This window comes from Prochlorococcus sp. MIT 0701 (assembly GCF_000760295.1).
Taxonomy (GTDB): Bacteria; Cyanobacteriota; Cyanobacteriia; order PCC-6307; family Cyanobiaceae; genus Prochlorococcus.
In genome coordinates this window covers 129,909-146,308 of the sequence record NZ_JNBA01000036.1, presented here as the reverse complement: position 1 = coordinate 146,308, position 16,400 = coordinate 129,909, and the positions used below count along the sequence as shown (strand labels likewise).

Sequence of the window (16,400 nt, the reverse complement as noted above, 5' to 3'; positions counted from 1 at the left end):
TCTGGCGAAATGACCACCACCTCCGACTTGCATGTGGTGGATACCCGGCCTTTGGTGTCGCCCCTCTTGCTTCATCAGGAGCTGCCCCTGGATGTAGAGGCTCTTAAAACCGTTGCAGCCACTAGAAGGCGCATTCAGGCAATCCTGCGTGGTGAGGATCACCGCTTGCTGGTGATTGTTGGTCCCTGCTCAGTTCATGACATTGCATCTGCAAGGGACTATGCCCGTCAGTTGGAGCCGTTGCGACAGCGATATGCCGCCCAGTTGGAGGTGGTCTTACGGGTCTATTTCGAAAAACCTCGCACCACCGTTGGTTGGAAAGGTCTCATCAATGATCCCCATCTCGATGGTTCCTATGACATCAACACTGGTTTGCGGCGTGCTCGGTCGTTGTTGCTGGACCTTGCTCGCGAGGGTATGCCGACAGCCACTGAATTGCTCGATCCGGTTGTTCCTCAATACATCGCTGATTTGATCAGTTGGACGGCAATTGGAGCCAGAACTACTGAGAGTCAGACCCATCGGGAGATGGCTTCTGGATTGTCAATGCCCGTCGGGTACAAAAACGGTACCGATGGCAGTGCCAAGATTGCTATCCATGCGATGCAGGCAGCGTCTATGCCGCATCATTTTCTAGGGATTAATCGGCAGGGTCAGGCTTCGATTGTTCATACCACTGGAAATCCTGATGGCCATCTCGTGTTACGGGGAGGGAATGGCTGTACCAATTACCATCTCGAAGCGGTGGAAGGGGTTGCAAAAGAATTAGTTAAGGCTGGCTTGGCTGATCGGTTGATGGTGGATTGCAGCCATGACAATTCGAATAAAGATTTTCGGCGACAGTCAGAGGTGCTTCAGGCTGTTGCTACTCAGGTACGCCAAGGATCAACCCACCTCATGGGAGTGATGTTGGAAAGTCATCTTGTCGAGGGCAATCAGAAGTTGCCTGAAGACCTTTCCACTCTTGTATATGGTCAAAGCATTACGGATGCTTGTATCGATATAGAGACAACGGCAACTCTGCTTGAGGATTTGGCCGCTGCAGTGGCTTCAGTGACGTTGGCACCAATAACTTGAAGAGTCTTTAGATCGCTGTCATCCATGACCAGGCGACTGCAACTCCCATTGGCACAGTGAGGTTGTCGATACCCCAGCGACTTAGTTGCTCGAGTCCAACGGCAAGGCCTGTGACGGCGAATATGCGTAGGGGATGGAAGTTAGCGTCAATGAGCAGGTTTAGAGTGAACAGAATGCTTAGGGTTATCACAGCCATGGTCAGAGTGCCGGCGACTGATTTGCGTTGACCCCATATCAACCAATTGGGTGAGCGTACTTTGCGACCGATGAGGCCAGCTAGCCCATCGCCGAACGCCATCACAAGCACTCCGGAGCAGACCGCTGCAGCATTTTCTGGCCAGAAGAAAATCAGCAATAGGGTGATTGTTAGAGCGTATGCCACTGTGCCGTAGCTGTGTCGATTGACGTCTTCAATGGCTGGCAGTAAGCGCCAGCGGTGGTTGATGAGGATCAGAATGGTAATGAGGATTGCCATTGGAATCGCCCAATCCGATGGGATCCCGAGCCACCAGGCCAAAGGGATGACTGGGCCAGTACCGATGTGAACGATCTTGCGACTTAGTTCTCGTTGGTTAGGCCAGCGGACCCTGCAAACCACTGCAGCTGAAAGCACAAAAGCTATCCAGCATGCAATGGCAACCAGAGAGTTGATATACCCCAAGACTTAACTCATGCTGCTTGTTGATGGTTGGTCATCATCCGTAGCTTGAGAATGGCTTTGGCCTCCAACTGTCGTACGCGTTCTCGTGAGACGCTGATTTGCCGTCCGATTTCAGCGAGGGTCAGTGGTTCTTCACCATCTAGACCGAAGCGCAATCGCAGGATTTTCTGTTCACGTTCATTGAGCTGAGATAGCCAGCCTCCTAGGTGTTCCTTTTGGATGCTGCGATCGAGGCCTTCCATTGGTTCGGCCCCATTGGGGTCGGGTATCAGTTCACCTAGGGTGCTGCGGTCTTCTTCTCCGCGGGCATGGGCATCGAGGGATGCGCAAGGAGCGCTTTGAGCGATGAGATCTTCAAGGTCTTGGGGTTGAATGCCCATGGCATGGGCTAACTCCAATCGATTGGGTTGACGGCCGAAACGATGGGAAAGCTCTCTTGAGATGCGTCGCATCTTGGAGAGTTTTTCGCTGATGTGAATGGGAAGACGTATGGTGCGGGCGCTGTTGTCGATGGCCCTGGTCATCCCTTGACGAATCCACCAATAGGCGTAGGTGGAGAACTTATAACCCATGGCTGGATCGAACTTGTCGACAGCACGTTCGAGACCAATGGCTCCTTCTTGCACTAGGTCAAGGAGTTCAAGGCCCTGATTCTGATACTTTTTGGCAACGCTAACTACGAGCCGGAGGTTGGCTGACATCATGCGGTCACGGGCTCGTTTGCCCATGCGAATTTTGTGGCGTTGTCGTGGAGTGTGGTCTTGCTCTGGTAACTCCAGCAATTCCTTCATCGCTTGCACATGGTGGGCTAGCTCAATTTCCTCAGCTGCGGTCAGCAAAGGGACGCGTCCGATGCTGCTCAGGTAGAACCCGATCGCATCAGTACCCAAACGACCACCTTGGCGATTTTGGTTACGGGATGCCTGCCCGTTACGGCCAGCTCGATTCGCTTTTTCTGAACGTTGGTTAGATGTAGACGGTAATACAACTTCTGACGAAGGCGTGAGTGAAGCACCCTTCGCAGATTCCAGAGGGATCCCCATCACCCTGGCCTCCTAAATTAGATTTGCGCGGAATTTAGCACTCACAGAGCTTGGAAACTTGGTTGAAGCAAAAAGTTTTTGTTAGTCAATGCGAATGATCAGGTGATTGGTCGCTTCTAAGTAAAAAAACTGCTTTGCATGCTGATTATTCCTTTTTAGGTAGCAAAGAGCACTTTCTCAAAGTTATGGTCTCGTGAGGCACAGAGTTTCACCCTGCAGGGATGCCTTGTTGCCAAAGGTTGATCAGCTGTTGCTGTGCACGATGTTCTTCACTATTGGGATTGGGTTGGCGCTGTAAAAAGCTGCCATCGCTCTGCATATCCCAGGCTTCGCGGTTGTCGTTTAGGTAGAGGTTCAGCAGTCGCTCTAGGTTTTCCTTTTGCTCTGGTTCTTCAATTGGAGTAACGGCTTCCACGCGTCTGTCTAAGTTTCGAGGCATCAAGTCTGCGCTGCCGATATAAACCTCTGGGTTGTTGTCATTGGCAAACCAGAAGATACGGGAGTGTTCCAGGAACCGGCCGATGATGCTGATCACGCTGATGTTTTCGCTGAACCCTTTTCGCCCTGGGTAGAGACAGCACATACCGCGGATGATCAGTTCAATGCGAACTCCAACTTGGGAAGCTTCGTAGAGCAGGTTAATGATGGCTGGATCCACCAGAGCATTCATCTTGGCGCGGATGTGTCCGCCTCGACCTTCGCGGGCGTGTTCGATTTCGCGGAGGATCAGTGATTCCATCCCCTTGCGTAGGGTGACAGGCGCCACCAGCAGTCGACGGAAGCTTTGTTGCTTTGAAAAGCCAGTGAGATAATTGAATAGCTCAACTAGATCTTGGCTGAGTTCCGGTCGTGCAGAGAGCAGACCAAGGTCGGTGTAGACACGTGATGTCTTCGAGTTGTAGTTACCTGTGCCGATGTGTACGTAGCTGCGTAGGCGCTCTTTTTCTTTGCGAACGACCAAGATGGTTTTTGTGTGGGTTTTCAGTCCTAAAACGCCATAGACAACGTGAACGCCCGATCGCTCTAGATGACGGGCCCATTGAATATTGTTGCCTTCATCGAAGCGTGCCTTGAGTTCAACCAGAGCCATGACCTGTTTACCATGTTCCGCTGCACGGATCAGGGCCGCAATGATTGGGGAATCCTTAGATGTTCGATAGAGCGTGATCTTGATTCCCATGACTAGGGGATCGTCTGCTGCTTGATTGATGAATTCCTCTACAGAGGTCGCGAACAGTTCGTATGGGTGGTGAAGGAGAATGTCTTTGCGGCGAATCACCGAGAAGATGCTTTTGAATTCTTCTTCTTTGATTGATTCGTCTTCAAGCATTCTGCGCTGGCTGCGGGAGAGAACTTTGGAGGTCAGGCCAATGTGGGGTTGGTCTTTGAGTTGTTCCAGGGGCAAACGCATGAGACCGAATAGATCATCGAGGCCTAGTAGTCCCTCGATGCGATAAAGGTCGTTTTCTTCAACAGCCATACCTTCAATCAGCATCTCAACGACTCTCTGGGGCATTTCGTTTGTTACTTCGAGTCTCACCACTTCTCCGCCCATCCGCCGCTTGTGAAGGCCCTGTTCCATGGCGCTCATGAGATCGTCGGCTTCTAGGTCCCTGAGTTCAAGGTCCGCATCGCGGGTGACTCGGAAGAAGTAGTGCTCTTCAATCTTCATCCCGGGGAAGAGCAATTTGAGGTTGAAGGCCACCACTTGCTCCAATGGAACTGCTGTGTGAACCGGTTTGGGATTGATGCCACTTAGATCAGGAGGTATCTCTACAAAACGAGGCATCGTTTTTTGTGGAACCTTGACCCGGGCGAATTGTTGTTGGCCTGTTTCCGGATCGAGGATCAGGGTCGCAATGTTGAGGCTGAGATTGCTAACGAAAGGGAAGGGATGGGCTGGATCCACGGCTAGTGGTGTCAGCACCGGAAAAATGGCTGTCTGGAAATAATTGTCAACCCAGAGGCGTTCTTGTTGATTGAGTTGCTCATAGTCGAGTAGGTGAACACCTTGCTCGACTAGCTCGTTTTTGAGGTGTTTACGGTAGTGATCTTGTTGTTGCTCGATGAGAGGAACAAGGTGATCTCGGATCGTGAGGAGCTGCTGAAGAGGGGTTAGACCGTCTGCGCTGGTTTTGGTAATGCCGGCTTCCACTTGCGCTTTGAGGGAGGCCACGCGAACCATGAAGAATTCGTCGAGGTTGTTGCTGAAGATGGCACTGAACTTGGCTTGTTCCAGCAGCGGGGTGCGTCTATCCAGTGCCTGAGCAAGGACCCTTTCGTTGAAGGCGATCCAGCTGAGCTCTCGGTTGATGTAGTGCTCCGAAGCTACCGCTGGATTACTCATTGAATGCCAGTTTGTTCATCTACTATCCAGGCAAAGTAGCAATCATGATTGTTTGATTGTTGTGTTACTGCTGCTTCCAGGCAGGCCTCCTGCAACAAGGGCTATCACTCCCGCTAGTACGAGGCTGGCCAGCCAGAAGGGACTGCGAGTGCCTATTTGGTCGTAGGCGAATCCTGCGGCCGCTGCCCCAAGGAAGGTACCTAGACTTTGTAGGCCTTGAAGGCTACCGAGCACTGCCCCTTGGCCAGAGTTGCCGAGGCGTCTGGAGACAAGCGCTCTCAAGCATGGCACGACTAGACCTGTGCCAAGGGCTAGTACCGATACGGCAGTGAATACAACAGAAATCGAATTCTGCTGAGTGGCCATGGGCAATAGCAGACAGCCTGCAATGACGAAGCCAATGCCAGCAATGGTGAGCCGCCATTCGCCGAAGGATTTGACCAGTGGACCGATTAGCAGCCCTTGAACCACCATTGCGATCACGCCTACAACTGCAAAGGTCAGGCCTGCCAAACCGACTGTCCATGAAAAGGCTTGCTTCAGGTAAAGCACCAGCACAGCTGTGAAACCGTTGAATGCCATGAAGAACAGGAAGAAGGCGAAACAAAGGCGGCTTACTAGTGGATTGGCAAAGATCTGTGCTAGCTGGGTGATCGGGTTGAGTTTTCTTTTGCTTGGTAGGGAATTGCGAGCTGCTGGCGGGTGTGTTTCGGGAAGGATATAGATCACAAGGAGCAGGTTCGCGACTGCGAAGGCTGTGGCGGCTATCCCGGGCAGAGCGATATTGATCTCTGCTAAGCGGCCACCGAGATAAGGGCCCAAGATGAACCCGAGGCCGAATGCAACGCCAATAAGGCCGAATGCCTTTGCTCGGCTCTCAGGTGTTGAGATGTCGGCAAGCACTGCTGTGGCGCTACTTGCTGTGCCACCGCTAACGCCATCGATGATTCTTGCTGAGAAGAGCAGGATCAGGGGAACAATGCCGATCCAAGCGGCTGGAAGTATGTTCCAATCAATCCATACTGTGATAGCGAATAAGCCAAGGCCTACTACTGAGCCAGCAACGCAAGCGGTTAAAATTGGTTTGCGGCCAAAGCGATCACTGAGAGCGCCAATTAGGGGAGCCACGACGAATTGAGCCAATGCATAAGTACCTCCAAGTAGCCCCAGGATTGTGCCGCTGTCTGTGAAGCGTCCTGGGAGGTATGGAAGTAATGGCAGTAAGAGGGTTTCACCTAGGCGATCGTTCAACAGAGTGACAAAGGCACAGAGAAAGATGGGAATCTGTGGTCGGCGCAATTGGGAATGAGTCAGGATGAATGTCACGATCCCATAGAGACTTGACGCCATTGATCTAAATGGCAGGCTCTTGTGACTTGTCGCCGCTTAAGACCCCTTACACAAACTGATCATTTTGTTGTCAGGGAGATTTATGCCGATGCGATTGAATCTCAAGGGGGAGGCTTGTATTCCCCTGTTCAGATCAGTGCTTGGGCAGCCTTGGCCTGGTTACCAGGAGTTTTGGATAGGCCATTGATCGAAGGACGAGGTTGGTTGAGTCTTGAGAACGACGAGGTTGAGGCTTTCGCTCTTCGTTATCCTTCTGATCGTTTGGCGTTGCTTTATTGCCGGGGCCGGTCTGCTCGTTGTGGCCATGCCACTGCGTTGCTTGAACAGGTGGAAGCTGAAGCCTTGCAGGAAGGACAGCCAATCTTGGTGACGGAAGCCAGTTTGTGTAGTCACCCTTTGCTGTTGAAGTGGGGCTGGATTGAAATGGCTAAGGAAGTGATTCAGATCGGAGGTGTGAGTTTCGATCGTTATCGCATGGCGAAAAACCTACAGGCTCGCTTCAAATGATGGTTTCTCTCCAAGCAATGAGCTGCTCAAGCGTGGTTTGGGCTAAGCCTGATTGCAGGCACTTTTCAGCATGAGCGATACCTTCATCGAGGTTGTCGGCCAGGCCCGCTAACCATAGGTAGGTACCAGCATTCCAGAGGAGGGGCTGGCTTAATGGTCCGCGATTGTGCAGAGCTTCCATTGCCTGCTCGCTCCACTCCGTAAGGTTGCTCCACTGAACGTCTTGGCTAAAGCAGCCATGGTTACGGGGGTGGAGGATGAGTCGTTCTGGCTTGCCGTTTTGAACTCGGGATGTGATGCAAGTTCGACTGATGGGAAGGTCTGTGCTTCCTTCGAGCCCTTTCACAGTCACGAGATTTGTTTCACCTGCTAGCTCAAGGGCTTTCCAGGCCCGGTCTTCGGTGGGTGGATGCACGAAGCCACTGACGAGCAAATGCTTTCCTTGATGTGCTGTCCAAAGCAGCTCCAAACTGGCCACAGGCGGTCGCTTGCCGATTTCGTCGCGATAACTGATCAAGCTTTCGGCCAGAGGGAAGTGATCTGGCTGGTAGATCAGTGCCAGACCATGTTGTTGAAAGCCAGCTTCTAGGTTTGCTATTGCTAGGCCTTGGAGTTGTAGCCCTAAGGCTTTGAATAATTCTTCTGTGGTGACGCCATATTTGATTGGCATACGCCGCCCCCCTTGCAAGACGACGGGTTGACCAGCGTTGAGTAGGACCAGTGCTGTGAGCGGATAAATCGGGGCTGTTCGCTTGCGGCCGTCGAATGGCATCCCAAAGCAAATGGGTCGTTTCTGGCCATTGGCTGATTTCAGTTTGGGCCCAAGGACTCTGTAGGTATCGAGCATGCCGGCGAGTTCCTGGGGCTCGGGTCGACGAATGCGATGGGCGATGAGGAAGGCGCCGATTTGAGCAGGGCTGGCTTGGGCTGTAAGGATGAGATGCAAAGCATCAGCCGATTCTTCACGGCTCATGCCACGACTGGTTTCTACACCACTTCCCACCTTGCCGAGGTGGGCTTTGAAGCGTTCACGGCCGGACAATTCGGGGCATGTGGTCACGATTGATTGCCGGAACTCATTGGATCTTTCTGTAGTCATGTAGCTGCGTGGAGTAACGATTAAGACATCCTTGTGACATGTCTGCTTGGCACAGGCCTAATTGGCTCAGTTGGGCTTTAGGAGTCACTTCAACGATAAAGCGAGGCTGTTTGCATTTCAGCGTAGTTATGTTTTTTAAGTGCAAGGTTCGAATCTCTAAAGTTTTTTGCGCTAGGTTATTGATCAACATTGAGACTAGTTTTATGCCATATTTTTATTTGATTGCGGGGTTTTGATTGCAAGGGTTCGGAATGCATCTTGCATAGAAGATTCATCTAAGAGTAAGAGTGCTTTTTGTGGCACCGTAGTTCTGCTTTTTAGTAGTTGATTGGTGTCAAGGAAGTGAATCATTGCATGCGATTGCTTTTGCTTGGATTGAAGTTTTCCTTTATTGCCATCATCCTCTTTTTGATTAAACAACCCATATTGGCGTATCCGTTGGCTATGGATTCAGGATCATGATCTGTATTGCTGAGCAAGTTGTTTTTTGGCTAGGTCTCGATGGAGATCAGTCGGCAGACTTTGGCTGAGCTTGAACAGGTTTGATTGACTGCTGGATGTGCCGATGCAGCCCAGGGCTAGTAATGCTGCTCGTGTTGTAGCTTCGGAACCTTTTCTTGCCACTTCGGCAATGCGGTTGCTGATGTCGACACCATCGCGTCGTTGCAGAATTCGAATGGTGCTTAACACCACCGGATCGCGGATGTCGTTGAGGATGTCGTCAAGGAGGTTCAGCAGCTCGTCATCGCTGAGTTGGTATGCCTTGAAGTTCAACAACTCCAGACCAGCCATGCGCATTGCTAGGGAAGGTTCTCTGAAAACCCTTTTTATAAGCAAAGTTGGCACTATTGCTCCCCAGCAGGCCATTGCTTGTAGCACCCCGAGCTCCAGTTCTTGTCCATTACCAAGTTGTTGGATGAGCCAGTCTCGAGCCTCAGGTTGATGGCAGAGGCCAGCTGCATGGATGAGTTCTGACTGCTTACCATGTTGCTTAAGCAGGGTTTTTAATATTCCCCAGCCATCATCACCAAGTAAGCCCAGTCTTTCGGCTAAGGCTTTACGTAGATCAGCAGAAAGGCTGGGACAGTAAACATTCCCCAGCCAGTCTGGTTCTAGAGGAGCCTTACCTACTTTATTGAGACGTTCCCAGAGAACGGCTTCATCGAAGCTCATGAATGTTCTAGATCAGCGTGCGCCTAGTTCGGCGGCGAGTTCACGTTCTAGCTTCTCATCGTGAACCGTAGGCAGTACGTTGCTCATTTGGGTGCGATGGGTGCTGTAGAAGAGCATGCCGATAAACACCATGCCGCCAATGATGTTGCCGAGGGTGACTGGAATGAAGTTCCAAACGATTACCTGACCAAAAGAAACGCCTGAACCAAGCATGGGTCCGGCGGTGTGCAGGAACATGTTCACCACGATGTGCTCCATTCCCATGGTTTGGAATGCTGTGATCGGTAGCCAGCAGGCCAGGATCTTGCCTGGAACGCTCTTGCTTACCAAGGCCATCGTGACCCCAAGACAAACCAGCCAGTTGGCAATCATGCCGCGTAGGAACGCGAGGAAGAAACCAGTGCTGCCTAGGTCTTGATATTTGGCCACGACATTGGCCTTATTGAGTGCCATGATCTTGGCGGCAATCACGGCCCAACCTTTGCCCCCATCGGCTGCCGCAAGTGGCTCAACGGTGCCTGCGCTGGTCAGGCTTGTGGCGAGTAATAGAGCCACCAATGCACAGCCGATGAAATTGCCAATCCAAACCCATATCCAGTTGCGGAAGGTTGCTTGCCATGTGCTTTTCCCAGCCCAGGTTGCCATTGGCAATAAGGCGAAGTTGCCTGTGACTAGCTCCATGCCGAAGAGCACGATGCTGGCAAATCCAAAGGGGAAGAGAACGGAGCCTAGAAATGGCATTCCAGACTGGACTCCTACGGTGATGGCTAAGCAGGTGGCTAGGCCAAGAATCGCTCCTGAATAGAAACCACGTACCAGCAGATTTTTAATACTGACACTGGATTTTTTTCCGCCGGCAGTAATCATGCCGTCGACGAGTTCATTGGGCAGGACGTAGTCCATTTGGGATGTGTTCACATCCATGGCATTTCTCGATGGGGTGGGGTGTTGAAGGAAGGAATTGAGGGTTTCAGCCGCTGATTCGGTTCATCAGGCGTGAGAAGACATCTCGGCCACCTTCTTTTTGATTGATTGCAGGCTTGTCGTGACCGCTGTTGCTTAACCAGTTGACAAAGCGAGAGAAAAGATCACGTGCTTGGGAAGTCGATTGCATGGTGGGGCTTGATAGATGATTGATCTAAGAACGGTGGTTTAGCGATCGCAGCTCAAGGGGATGGGCTGCTGTTTTCGCCTAAATTGCTGAACCAGTTCATGAAGTTGGAGAAAGGGTCGCTGTTTTGCTTCGGTTGGCTACGAGGTTGAGCACCGAAGCGTTCGATTAGCAGTTCCCGCAGCACGCTTTTCAATTCGCTGTTGGGAATGCCTTTACGGTGCAGTTCCCCTACTCGGGCATTGGGGCCTTGGTTACCGCCAAGGCTGAGGTCATAGGCCTCAACCATGCCTTTGCCTCCTTCGGGTGCACGGGCTTTGGTTCCTGTGAGGCCGATTGCACCCATGTAGGCCTGGCCACAGCTATTGGGGCATCCAGTCCAGTGGACTTTGAGTTCCTCTGGGAGCTCGAGTTCCTCGTCTAATTCACGAGCCATCTTGATGGCCTGATCTTTGGTGTTGGTGAGGGCGAAGCTGCAGTAGGTGTTGCCGGTGCAGGAGACAGTGCCGGCGGCAAAGGAACCGGGCTCGAGTGAAAAACGCTGTAGTAGTGGATCAGCCTGGAAGCTGTTTAGGTTGTCGCTGGCTAGACCCACCAGAATCACATTCTGGTCTTCGGTTAGACGAATCTCGCCATTGCCATAGTGAAGGCTGGCACTAGCCAGATCTTGGAGATCTTCGGCGGTTAGCCGGCCTACCGGGATATGTAGCCCGGCGTAGTAAAGCCCTTCTTGTTTCTGAGGGTTGATTCCATAATGGGAGCGTGGTTTGTCGTCGAACACCGAGCCTGGATCGGGGGTAAGAGGCCCAAAGTTTTCCTCGACCATGGTGCGGAAGGCTTTGAGGCCCACGCTGTCGAGATACATGCGGAACCGGCCCTTGGGGCGATTGTTGCGCTCACCGTTATCTCGCCATAGCGTTACAATAGTGCCGGTGAGCCGACAGATTTCATTGGGCTTGACCCAGGCATTAAGAGGCAGTGCATAGTCGTTCATCTGCGAGGAGAGGATTCCTCCGAGCCAGACCCCGAAACCCATCACCCCATCGCGTTTGACTGGGTGGAAGATAATGTCGTTGTGTAGAAGAAAGTTATCGCGGGCCCCTGCAACTGCCGTATTCCATTTGCGGGGCAGGTTGGAGAATTCATGGTTGCCTTCCCCGTTATTGGTGAGGAAATCTTGTAGTTCAGTTGTGTATGGGCGAGTATCAACAATTTCAAGAGGATCAATGCCAGCTAGTGGATTTCCTGTGACATTGCGAGGGTTATCAAAACCTGATTGGATTGTGTTGAGACCTGCCTCTTCAAGACGTCTGAGGATTTCGGGAAGATCGCTCAGTAGAACACCACGAAGCTGTAGGTTTTGGCGTGTTGTGATGTCGCAACTGCCGTCTTCTCCGTAGCGGCCCACGATTGAGGCGACCACTCTCATCTGGTGGCTGCTGAGGATGCCATTGGGCACCCTGAGCCGGAGCATGAACTTGCCAGGGGTTTTGGGGCGCCAGAACATCCCATACCATTTTAGGCGTAGCTCCAGATCAGTTTTATCCACCTGTTCCCAACCAATCTGAGCAAAGGTTTCTAGTTCAGAACCAACCTTTAATCCATCCTTGATAGCCTTATTTTGTTCAATTTTATTTAGTTTCTTGTTTTGAAGAAATGGCTTTATATGAGAAATTGTGGTCATGATTCTGTGTTGAAAATAAAATTGGGAAAATTGATCATGGTTTTAACTTGCATTGCCAAATTCGCTATTTTTGTCATTGAGATCATCTCGTTGTCGAGCAAAGGTCTGCTGCGAATAAACTTATTAAGCCTTGCCGAAGAGGGTATTGGCGGTATCGGATTGCACAAAATCGAGCATTTGTCTGAAATCAAAAATTTGGTGTCTTTGAATACATTCTGGGCTCAGCATCTTTTGGCTGAGTTAGGGCTGTTGAGGAGTCAGGCCACGCTGCGAATAAACTTATTAAGCATTAACGAAGAGGGTATTGGCGGTATCAGATTGAACAAAACTGAGCATTTGTGTGAAATTCAAAATTTGGTGTTTATGGATACATCTAGGTGCACAAGTTTCCTTCTTTATGGTTGCTGTGTATAAATTTAAGTGATTTCAGTATTGGCGGCCTATCTCTCCCAACCAGCGGATTGTGCCTTGTTGGAGCATTCTCCACACACGGTTCATGGCAGCTAAATCCCTTTCGAAGTCGCTGTTGAAGCGTCTCGTATGGCTCGAGCCATGCCTGGTCTGATGATCATTGGTGCTGGGCAGCGATCGTGACTGCGTTTGATAGCGACGGGATGCCATGGCTGCAGTCGACTTTGGAAGACTGATAGGACTACATCAGTTCGTGGTGCCCTAGATCCGTGGTCGTTGTTACGGAAGCGTGAGCAGGATGCCTTCAAGCTCGCCTTGTGTTTGCTTGTGCATGGTCATGTTGGTGGTGTGGTTTTCGTTTTCATCCTTTCCTTAGCCCTATTAGCTGCAGCAATGTCGCTTTACACCTTTCAGGTAGAGGCCTGACCGCTACTCATAGCTGTGCGCTGGGTTCAGATTCTCTTTGTTTGCTCCCTTTGTTGTTGTTGCTTGGATCTCATGTTTGCCAGGATGTCTCCTTGATGCGTCAGCGCTTTCAACAGCAGGGTGTCAGCACTAGGTTGGTGCCTTGCTTGGGCGTTGGGCCATCTTGCCTAGGTGCCAAACCGGATGACGAAGACGTTGCGCGAGGCTGGGGGGATGACATCTCTGCTTGAGACTGAGATGGTTCGATTGGGTTTGGTCAATCTATTGGCGTCATTGCCATGATCTCTGCGAAATCTGGCACTGTTTATTTGGTGGGTGCAGGCCCTGGTGATCCGGATCTGCTCACCCTGAAGGCTCATCGTCTGCTACTTCATTGTGGTGCTTTGGTTCACGATGCGTTGGTGCCCAATCAAGTACTCGAGTTGGTGCCCGAGTCTTGTGAACGTCACTTTGTCGGCAAACGTCGAGATCGTCATTGGGTAGCTCAGTCCACGACGAATGAGTTGCTTGTGGAATTAGCTCAGCGCCATGCCTGTGTGGTACGTCTCAAAGGAGGCGATCCTTTTCTGTTTGGACGCGGCGGTGAGGAAGCAGCTTATTTGCAGAGGCATGGGGTGTCGGTGGAGGTGGTCCCTGGGGTTACTGCTGGGATTGCTGCGCCGGCCTATGTGGGTATTCCTCTAACCCATCGTTGTGGTGGTAGTTCGGTTACCTTTGTGACAGGTCACGAGAAGATCGACAAACAACGTGCTGCTGTGAATTGGAAGGGTCTTGCTCGCGCAAGTGACAGCCTTGTGATTTATATGGGTTTGCATAACCTTTCTTATATCGTTGAAGAGTTGATTGCCGGTGGACTGGATCCAACTACGTCTGCAGCAATTATTCAACAGGGCACTGTTGTAGGTCAGCGCCACCTCAAAGCTCCATTGGAAGAGTTGGCTCAAAGGGTACAGAGCGAAGGGTTTGCAGCACCGTCGATCGTAGTTGTGGGTGCAGTAGTCGATGAACAGGTGCCAGAGTGTGCTCCTCAGCCGGCTGATGTTGTGATGCCGATCAAGTCTTGATCGATTGAATGGCAACCTAAAAGTAGATGTTGAATTCAGCGCTTAAAGTAGGAGATACCGCTGGGCCATTGGTAGTTCTTCTGCGGGGTCGCAGGTGAGCAATTCGCCGTCGGCGAACACCTCGTAAGTTTGTGGATCTACCTCTACTTTGGGTAGTGAATTGTTGTTGTGCATTTCTGCTTTGCCGATATTGCGTGTGTTCAGCACGGGAATGCAGGCACGTTGCAGCCCCAGCTTGTTTGGAAGATCTGTTTCGATAGCCGCTTGGCTGAGGAAGGTAAGGCAGCTGGGAGCGAGGGCTTTGCCGAATGCTGCAAACATTGGTCGGCCATGGACTGGACCAGGCGTTGGAATAGAGGCATTAGCATCGCCCATTTGCGCCCAGATGATTGACCCGCCCTTGATTACAAGTTCTGGTCGAATGCCGAAGAAGCCTGGCTTCCAGAGAACCAAGTCTGCCAGTTTACCTACCTCCACGGAGCCAACATGGTTGTCAATACCGTGGGCAATGGCGGGGTTGATGGTTACCTTGGCGATGTAGCGCTTAATTCGGTTGTTGTCGTTACGAGTGCCACGGGGATTGGCGGCATCTTCTGGCAGAGGGCCTCTCTGCACTTTCATCTTGTGAGCTGTCTGGAATGTTCTGGTAATGACCTCCCCGACTCGTCCCATCGCTTGGGAATCACTTGCAATGATGCTGAAGGCACCGAGGTCGTGGAGAATATCTTCGGCAGCAATCGTTTCGCGACGGATGCGTGATTCGGCAAAGGCCACATCTTCAGGAATCGCTGGATCTAGGTGGTGGCAAACCATCAGCATGTCGAGATGCTCTTCCAGGGTGTTGCGGGTGTAAGGCCGGGTTGGATTTGTGGAGCTGGGCAGCACGTTGCTTTCACCACAGATACGGATGATGTCCGGTGCGTGGCCGCCCCCAGCCCCTTCGGTATGGAAGGTATGGATGGTGCGTCCGCCGATGGCTCGGACTGTGTCTTCTACAAAACCTGCTTCGTTGAGCGTGTCTGTGTGGATACAGACCTGGACATCGAAGCGATCGGCTACCGAAAGACAGCAGTCAATAGCTGCTGGTGTGGTGCCCCAGTCTTCGTGGAGTTTGAGGCCGCAAGCTCCGGCTAGCACTTGCTCCTCCAGGGCTTCAGTCGTACTGGCATTGCCTTTGCCAAAGAAGCCAAGATTCACCGGTAACCCTTCGGCTGCTTGCAGCATGCGGCTGATGTGAAAGGAGCCAGGTGTGCAGGTGGTGGCGTTGGTGCCTGTTGCCGGACCTGTGCCACCACCGAGCATGGTGGTAACGCCGCTGGCCAGGGCAGTCTCGACTTGCTGTGGGCAGATGAAATGGATGTGGCTATCGATGGCGCCGGCGGTCAAGATGTGCCCTTCTCCAGCAATGGCTTCGGTGCCCGGGCCGATCACAATGTCAATCCCGTCAGTGATGTCGGGATTGCCAGCCTTGCCGATGGCCACGATCCGTCCGTCTCGCAGGCCGATATCTGCTTTGACGATCCCCCACCAGTCGAGGATCAGGGCATTGGTGATTACGGTGTCAACAGCACCATTGGCGCGTGATTGCTGGGATTGCCCCATGCCGTCGCGGATCACTTTGCCTCCACCGAATTTGACTTCTTCGCCGTAGGTGGTGAAATCGCGTTCCACCTCCAGGATCAACTCGGTATCTGCCAGGCGTATGCGGTCGCCTGTGGTGGGGCCGTAGGTTTCGGCGTAGGCCTGGCGATCCATCCGGTAGGCCATAGCAATGCAGCGAAAGGGAGGAGGTGTAGAAGCAGTTCAGTCGAGTGGTCCGTTGATCAGACCGTTGAAACCGAAAACCTTGCGGTGACCAGCAAGGGCAACCAGGCGGACGTCACGCTCGTCGCCTGGTTCGAAGCGGATTGCTGTTCCAGCAGGGATGTCCAATCGGTGCCCCCGGGCAGCATCACGATCGAAGTGCAGAGCTGTATTGGTCTCGAAAAAGTGAAAGTGGGAGCCAACTTGAATCGGTCGATCGCCACTATTGGCCACTCGCAGGGTGAGGGTTGGCCTGTTGCTGTTGAGTTCAAGCGTGCCCTGTTCAGGAATCAGTTCACCGGGGATTAACGGAGGCATGGGGATTTTTTAGCGGATGGGGTCGTGGAGGGTGACCAATTTGGTGCCGTCTGTAAAGACAGCTTCAATTTGCACCTCCGGGATCAGTTCGGGGACACCGTCCATCACCTGATCACGACGCAGCCAGGTGCTGCCTTCCGCCATCAGCTCCGCGACGGATTGACCGTCACGAGCGCCTTCGATGACAAGGAAGCTGAGCCAGGCCACGGCTTCGGGGTGGTTGAGCCGCAGGCCGCGCTTGAGGCGTCGTTCTGCAAGCAGGGCAGCGGTGACGATCAGGAGTTTGTCTTTTTCCTGGGGGCTGAGGTGCATGGAAGCCAGGATTT

20 protein-coding genes are annotated in these 16,400 nt (G+C 52.2%); 6 read left to right on the top strand and 14 right to left on the bottom strand.

What is annotated here, in order from left to right; translation table 11 throughout:
- The first annotated feature begins 9 nt into the window (after window positions 1-9).
- Entirely contained in the window at window positions 10-1,077 is a 1,068-nt protein-coding gene (locus EV12_RS09715; RefSeq protein ID WP_036914961.1) for a 3-deoxy-7-phosphoheptulonate synthase, read from the top strand.
- A 7-nt stretch (window positions 1,078-1,084) separates the two neighbouring features.
- Here EV12_RS09715 and EV12_RS09710 read toward each other — a convergent pair whose 3' ends face one another.
- From EV12_RS09710 to EV12_RS09695, 4 genes are all read right to left on the bottom strand, one after another.
- The gene (locus EV12_RS09710) at window positions 1,085-1,738 is read right to left on the bottom strand and encodes a diacylglycerol/polyprenol kinase family protein (protein WP_036914894.1); all 654 of its coding nucleotides are present in this window, start codon (window positions 1,736-1,738) and stop codon (window positions 1,085-1,087) included.
- An 8-nt stretch (window positions 1,739-1,746) separates the two neighbouring features.
- Complete coding sequence (locus tag EV12_RS09705; protein WP_036914893.1) at window positions 1,747-2,781, bottom strand: RpoD/SigA family RNA polymerase sigma factor; 1,035 nt, start codon at window positions 2,779-2,781, stop codon at window positions 1,747-1,749.
- 208 nt (window positions 2,782-2,989) lie between these two features.
- Complete coding sequence (gene ppk1 / locus EV12_RS09700; protein WP_036914892.1) at window positions 2,990-5,128, bottom strand: polyphosphate kinase 1; 2,139 nt, start codon at window positions 5,126-5,128, stop codon at window positions 2,990-2,992.
- Window positions 5,129-5,170: 42 nt separating this feature from the next.
- Window positions 5,171-6,478 (bottom strand): tetracycline resistance MFS efflux pump, encoded by a 1,308-nt coding sequence (locus EV12_RS09695; protein ID WP_036914891.1) that lies wholly within the window; start codon window positions 6,476-6,478, stop codon window positions 5,171-5,173.
- Between the two features lie 21 nt (window positions 6,479-6,499).
- Here EV12_RS09695 and EV12_RS09690 point away from each other — a divergent pair, with 21 nt between their 5' ends.
- On the top strand, window positions 6,500-6,985 hold the full coding sequence (locus EV12_RS09690; RefSeq protein WP_036914890.1) for a GNAT family N-acetyltransferase: 486 nt from the start codon (window positions 6,500-6,502) through the stop codon (window positions 6,983-6,985).
- On the opposite strand, the gene EV12_RS09685 is transcribed toward EV12_RS09690, so the two are convergent.
- The 6 genes from EV12_RS09685 to EV12_RS09660 form a co-directional block, all read right to left on the bottom strand.
- A complete protein-coding gene (locus tag EV12_RS09685; protein WP_052039571.1) occupies window positions 6,978-8,084 on the bottom strand; it encodes an anthranilate phosphoribosyltransferase family protein in 1,107 nt (368 codons plus the stop codon). The two genes, EV12_RS09690 and EV12_RS09685, sit on opposite strands and share 8 nt — an antisense overlap.
- Window positions 8,085-8,285: 201 nt before the next feature.
- Complete coding sequence (locus EV12_RS14255) at window positions 8,286-8,504, bottom strand: hypothetical protein (protein ID WP_036914889.1); 219 nt, start codon at window positions 8,502-8,504, stop codon at window positions 8,286-8,288.
- Window positions 8,505-8,540: 36 nt separating this feature from the next.
- The gene (locus tag EV12_RS09675) at window positions 8,541-9,257 is read right to left on the bottom strand and encodes a hypothetical protein (RefSeq protein WP_036914888.1); all 717 of its coding nucleotides are present in this window, start codon (window positions 9,255-9,257) and stop codon (window positions 8,541-8,543) included.
- Between the two features lie 12 nt (window positions 9,258-9,269).
- A complete protein-coding gene (locus EV12_RS09670) occupies window positions 9,270-10,160 on the bottom strand; it encodes a formate/nitrite transporter family protein (protein WP_011131604.1) in 891 nt (296 codons plus the stop codon).
- 67 nt (window positions 10,161-10,227) lie between these two features.
- Complete coding sequence (locus EV12_RS09665; RefSeq protein WP_036914887.1) at window positions 10,228-10,371, bottom strand: hypothetical protein; 144 nt, start codon at window positions 10,369-10,371, stop codon at window positions 10,228-10,230.
- 52 nt (window positions 10,372-10,423) lie between these two features.
- Window positions 10,424-12,052 (bottom strand): ferredoxin--nitrite reductase, encoded by a 1,629-nt coding sequence (locus EV12_RS09660; RefSeq protein ID WP_036914886.1) that lies wholly within the window; start codon window positions 12,050-12,052, stop codon window positions 10,424-10,426.
- Between the two features lie 21 nt (window positions 12,053-12,073).
- Between EV12_RS09660 and EV12_RS09655 the strand changes: the two genes are divergently transcribed.
- Entirely contained in the window at window positions 12,074-12,466 is a 393-nt protein-coding gene (locus tag EV12_RS09655) for a hypothetical protein (protein ID WP_152562379.1), read from the top strand.
- A gap of 12 nt (window positions 12,467-12,478) precedes the next feature.
- Here EV12_RS09655 and EV12_RS13260 read toward each other — a convergent pair whose 3' ends face one another.
- On the bottom strand, window positions 12,479-12,673 hold the full coding sequence (locus EV12_RS13260; RefSeq protein ID WP_072014306.1) for a hypothetical protein: 195 nt from the start codon (window positions 12,671-12,673) through the stop codon (window positions 12,479-12,481).
- Between the two features lie 66 nt (window positions 12,674-12,739).
- Between EV12_RS13260 and EV12_RS14695 the strand changes: the two genes are divergently transcribed.
- The 3 genes from EV12_RS14695 to cobA all read left to right on the top strand — a co-directional run bounded on the left by EV12_RS14695 (window position 12,740) and on the right by cobA (window position 13,953).
- Window positions 12,740-12,889, top strand: coding sequence for a hypothetical protein (locus EV12_RS14695; RefSeq protein ID WP_241466591.1), 150 nt, complete (start codon window positions 12,740-12,742; stop codon window positions 12,887-12,889).
- Window positions 12,890-12,981: 92 nt separating this feature from the next.
- Window positions 12,982-13,119 (top strand): hypothetical protein, encoded by a 138-nt coding sequence (locus tag EV12_RS14690; RefSeq protein WP_241467007.1) that lies wholly within the window; start codon window positions 12,982-12,984, stop codon window positions 13,117-13,119.
- 48 nt (window positions 13,120-13,167) lie between these two features.
- Entirely contained in the window at window positions 13,168-13,953 is a 786-nt protein-coding gene (gene cobA, locus EV12_RS09645) for a uroporphyrinogen-III C-methyltransferase (protein WP_036914882.1), read from the top strand.
- A 42-nt stretch (window positions 13,954-13,995) separates the two neighbouring features.
- Here the strand turns inward: cobA and ureC are convergent, their stop codons facing one another.
- From ureC to EV12_RS09630, 3 genes are read right to left on the bottom strand one after another with little or no spacing between them, the layout of a single operon-like run.
- Window positions 13,996-15,720 (bottom strand): urease subunit alpha, encoded by a 1,725-nt coding sequence (gene ureC, locus EV12_RS09640; protein ID WP_036914880.1) that lies wholly within the window; start codon window positions 15,718-15,720, stop codon window positions 13,996-13,998.
- A 36-nt stretch (window positions 15,721-15,756) separates the two neighbouring features.
- Entirely contained in the window at window positions 15,757-16,074 is a 318-nt protein-coding gene (locus tag EV12_RS09635) for an urease subunit beta (RefSeq protein WP_036914879.1), read from the bottom strand.
- A gap of 9 nt (window positions 16,075-16,083) precedes the next feature.
- Entirely contained in the window at window positions 16,084-16,386 is a 303-nt protein-coding gene (locus tag EV12_RS09630; protein ID WP_011827547.1) for an urease subunit gamma, read from the bottom strand.
- Window positions 16,387-16,400 lie beyond the last annotated feature (14 nt).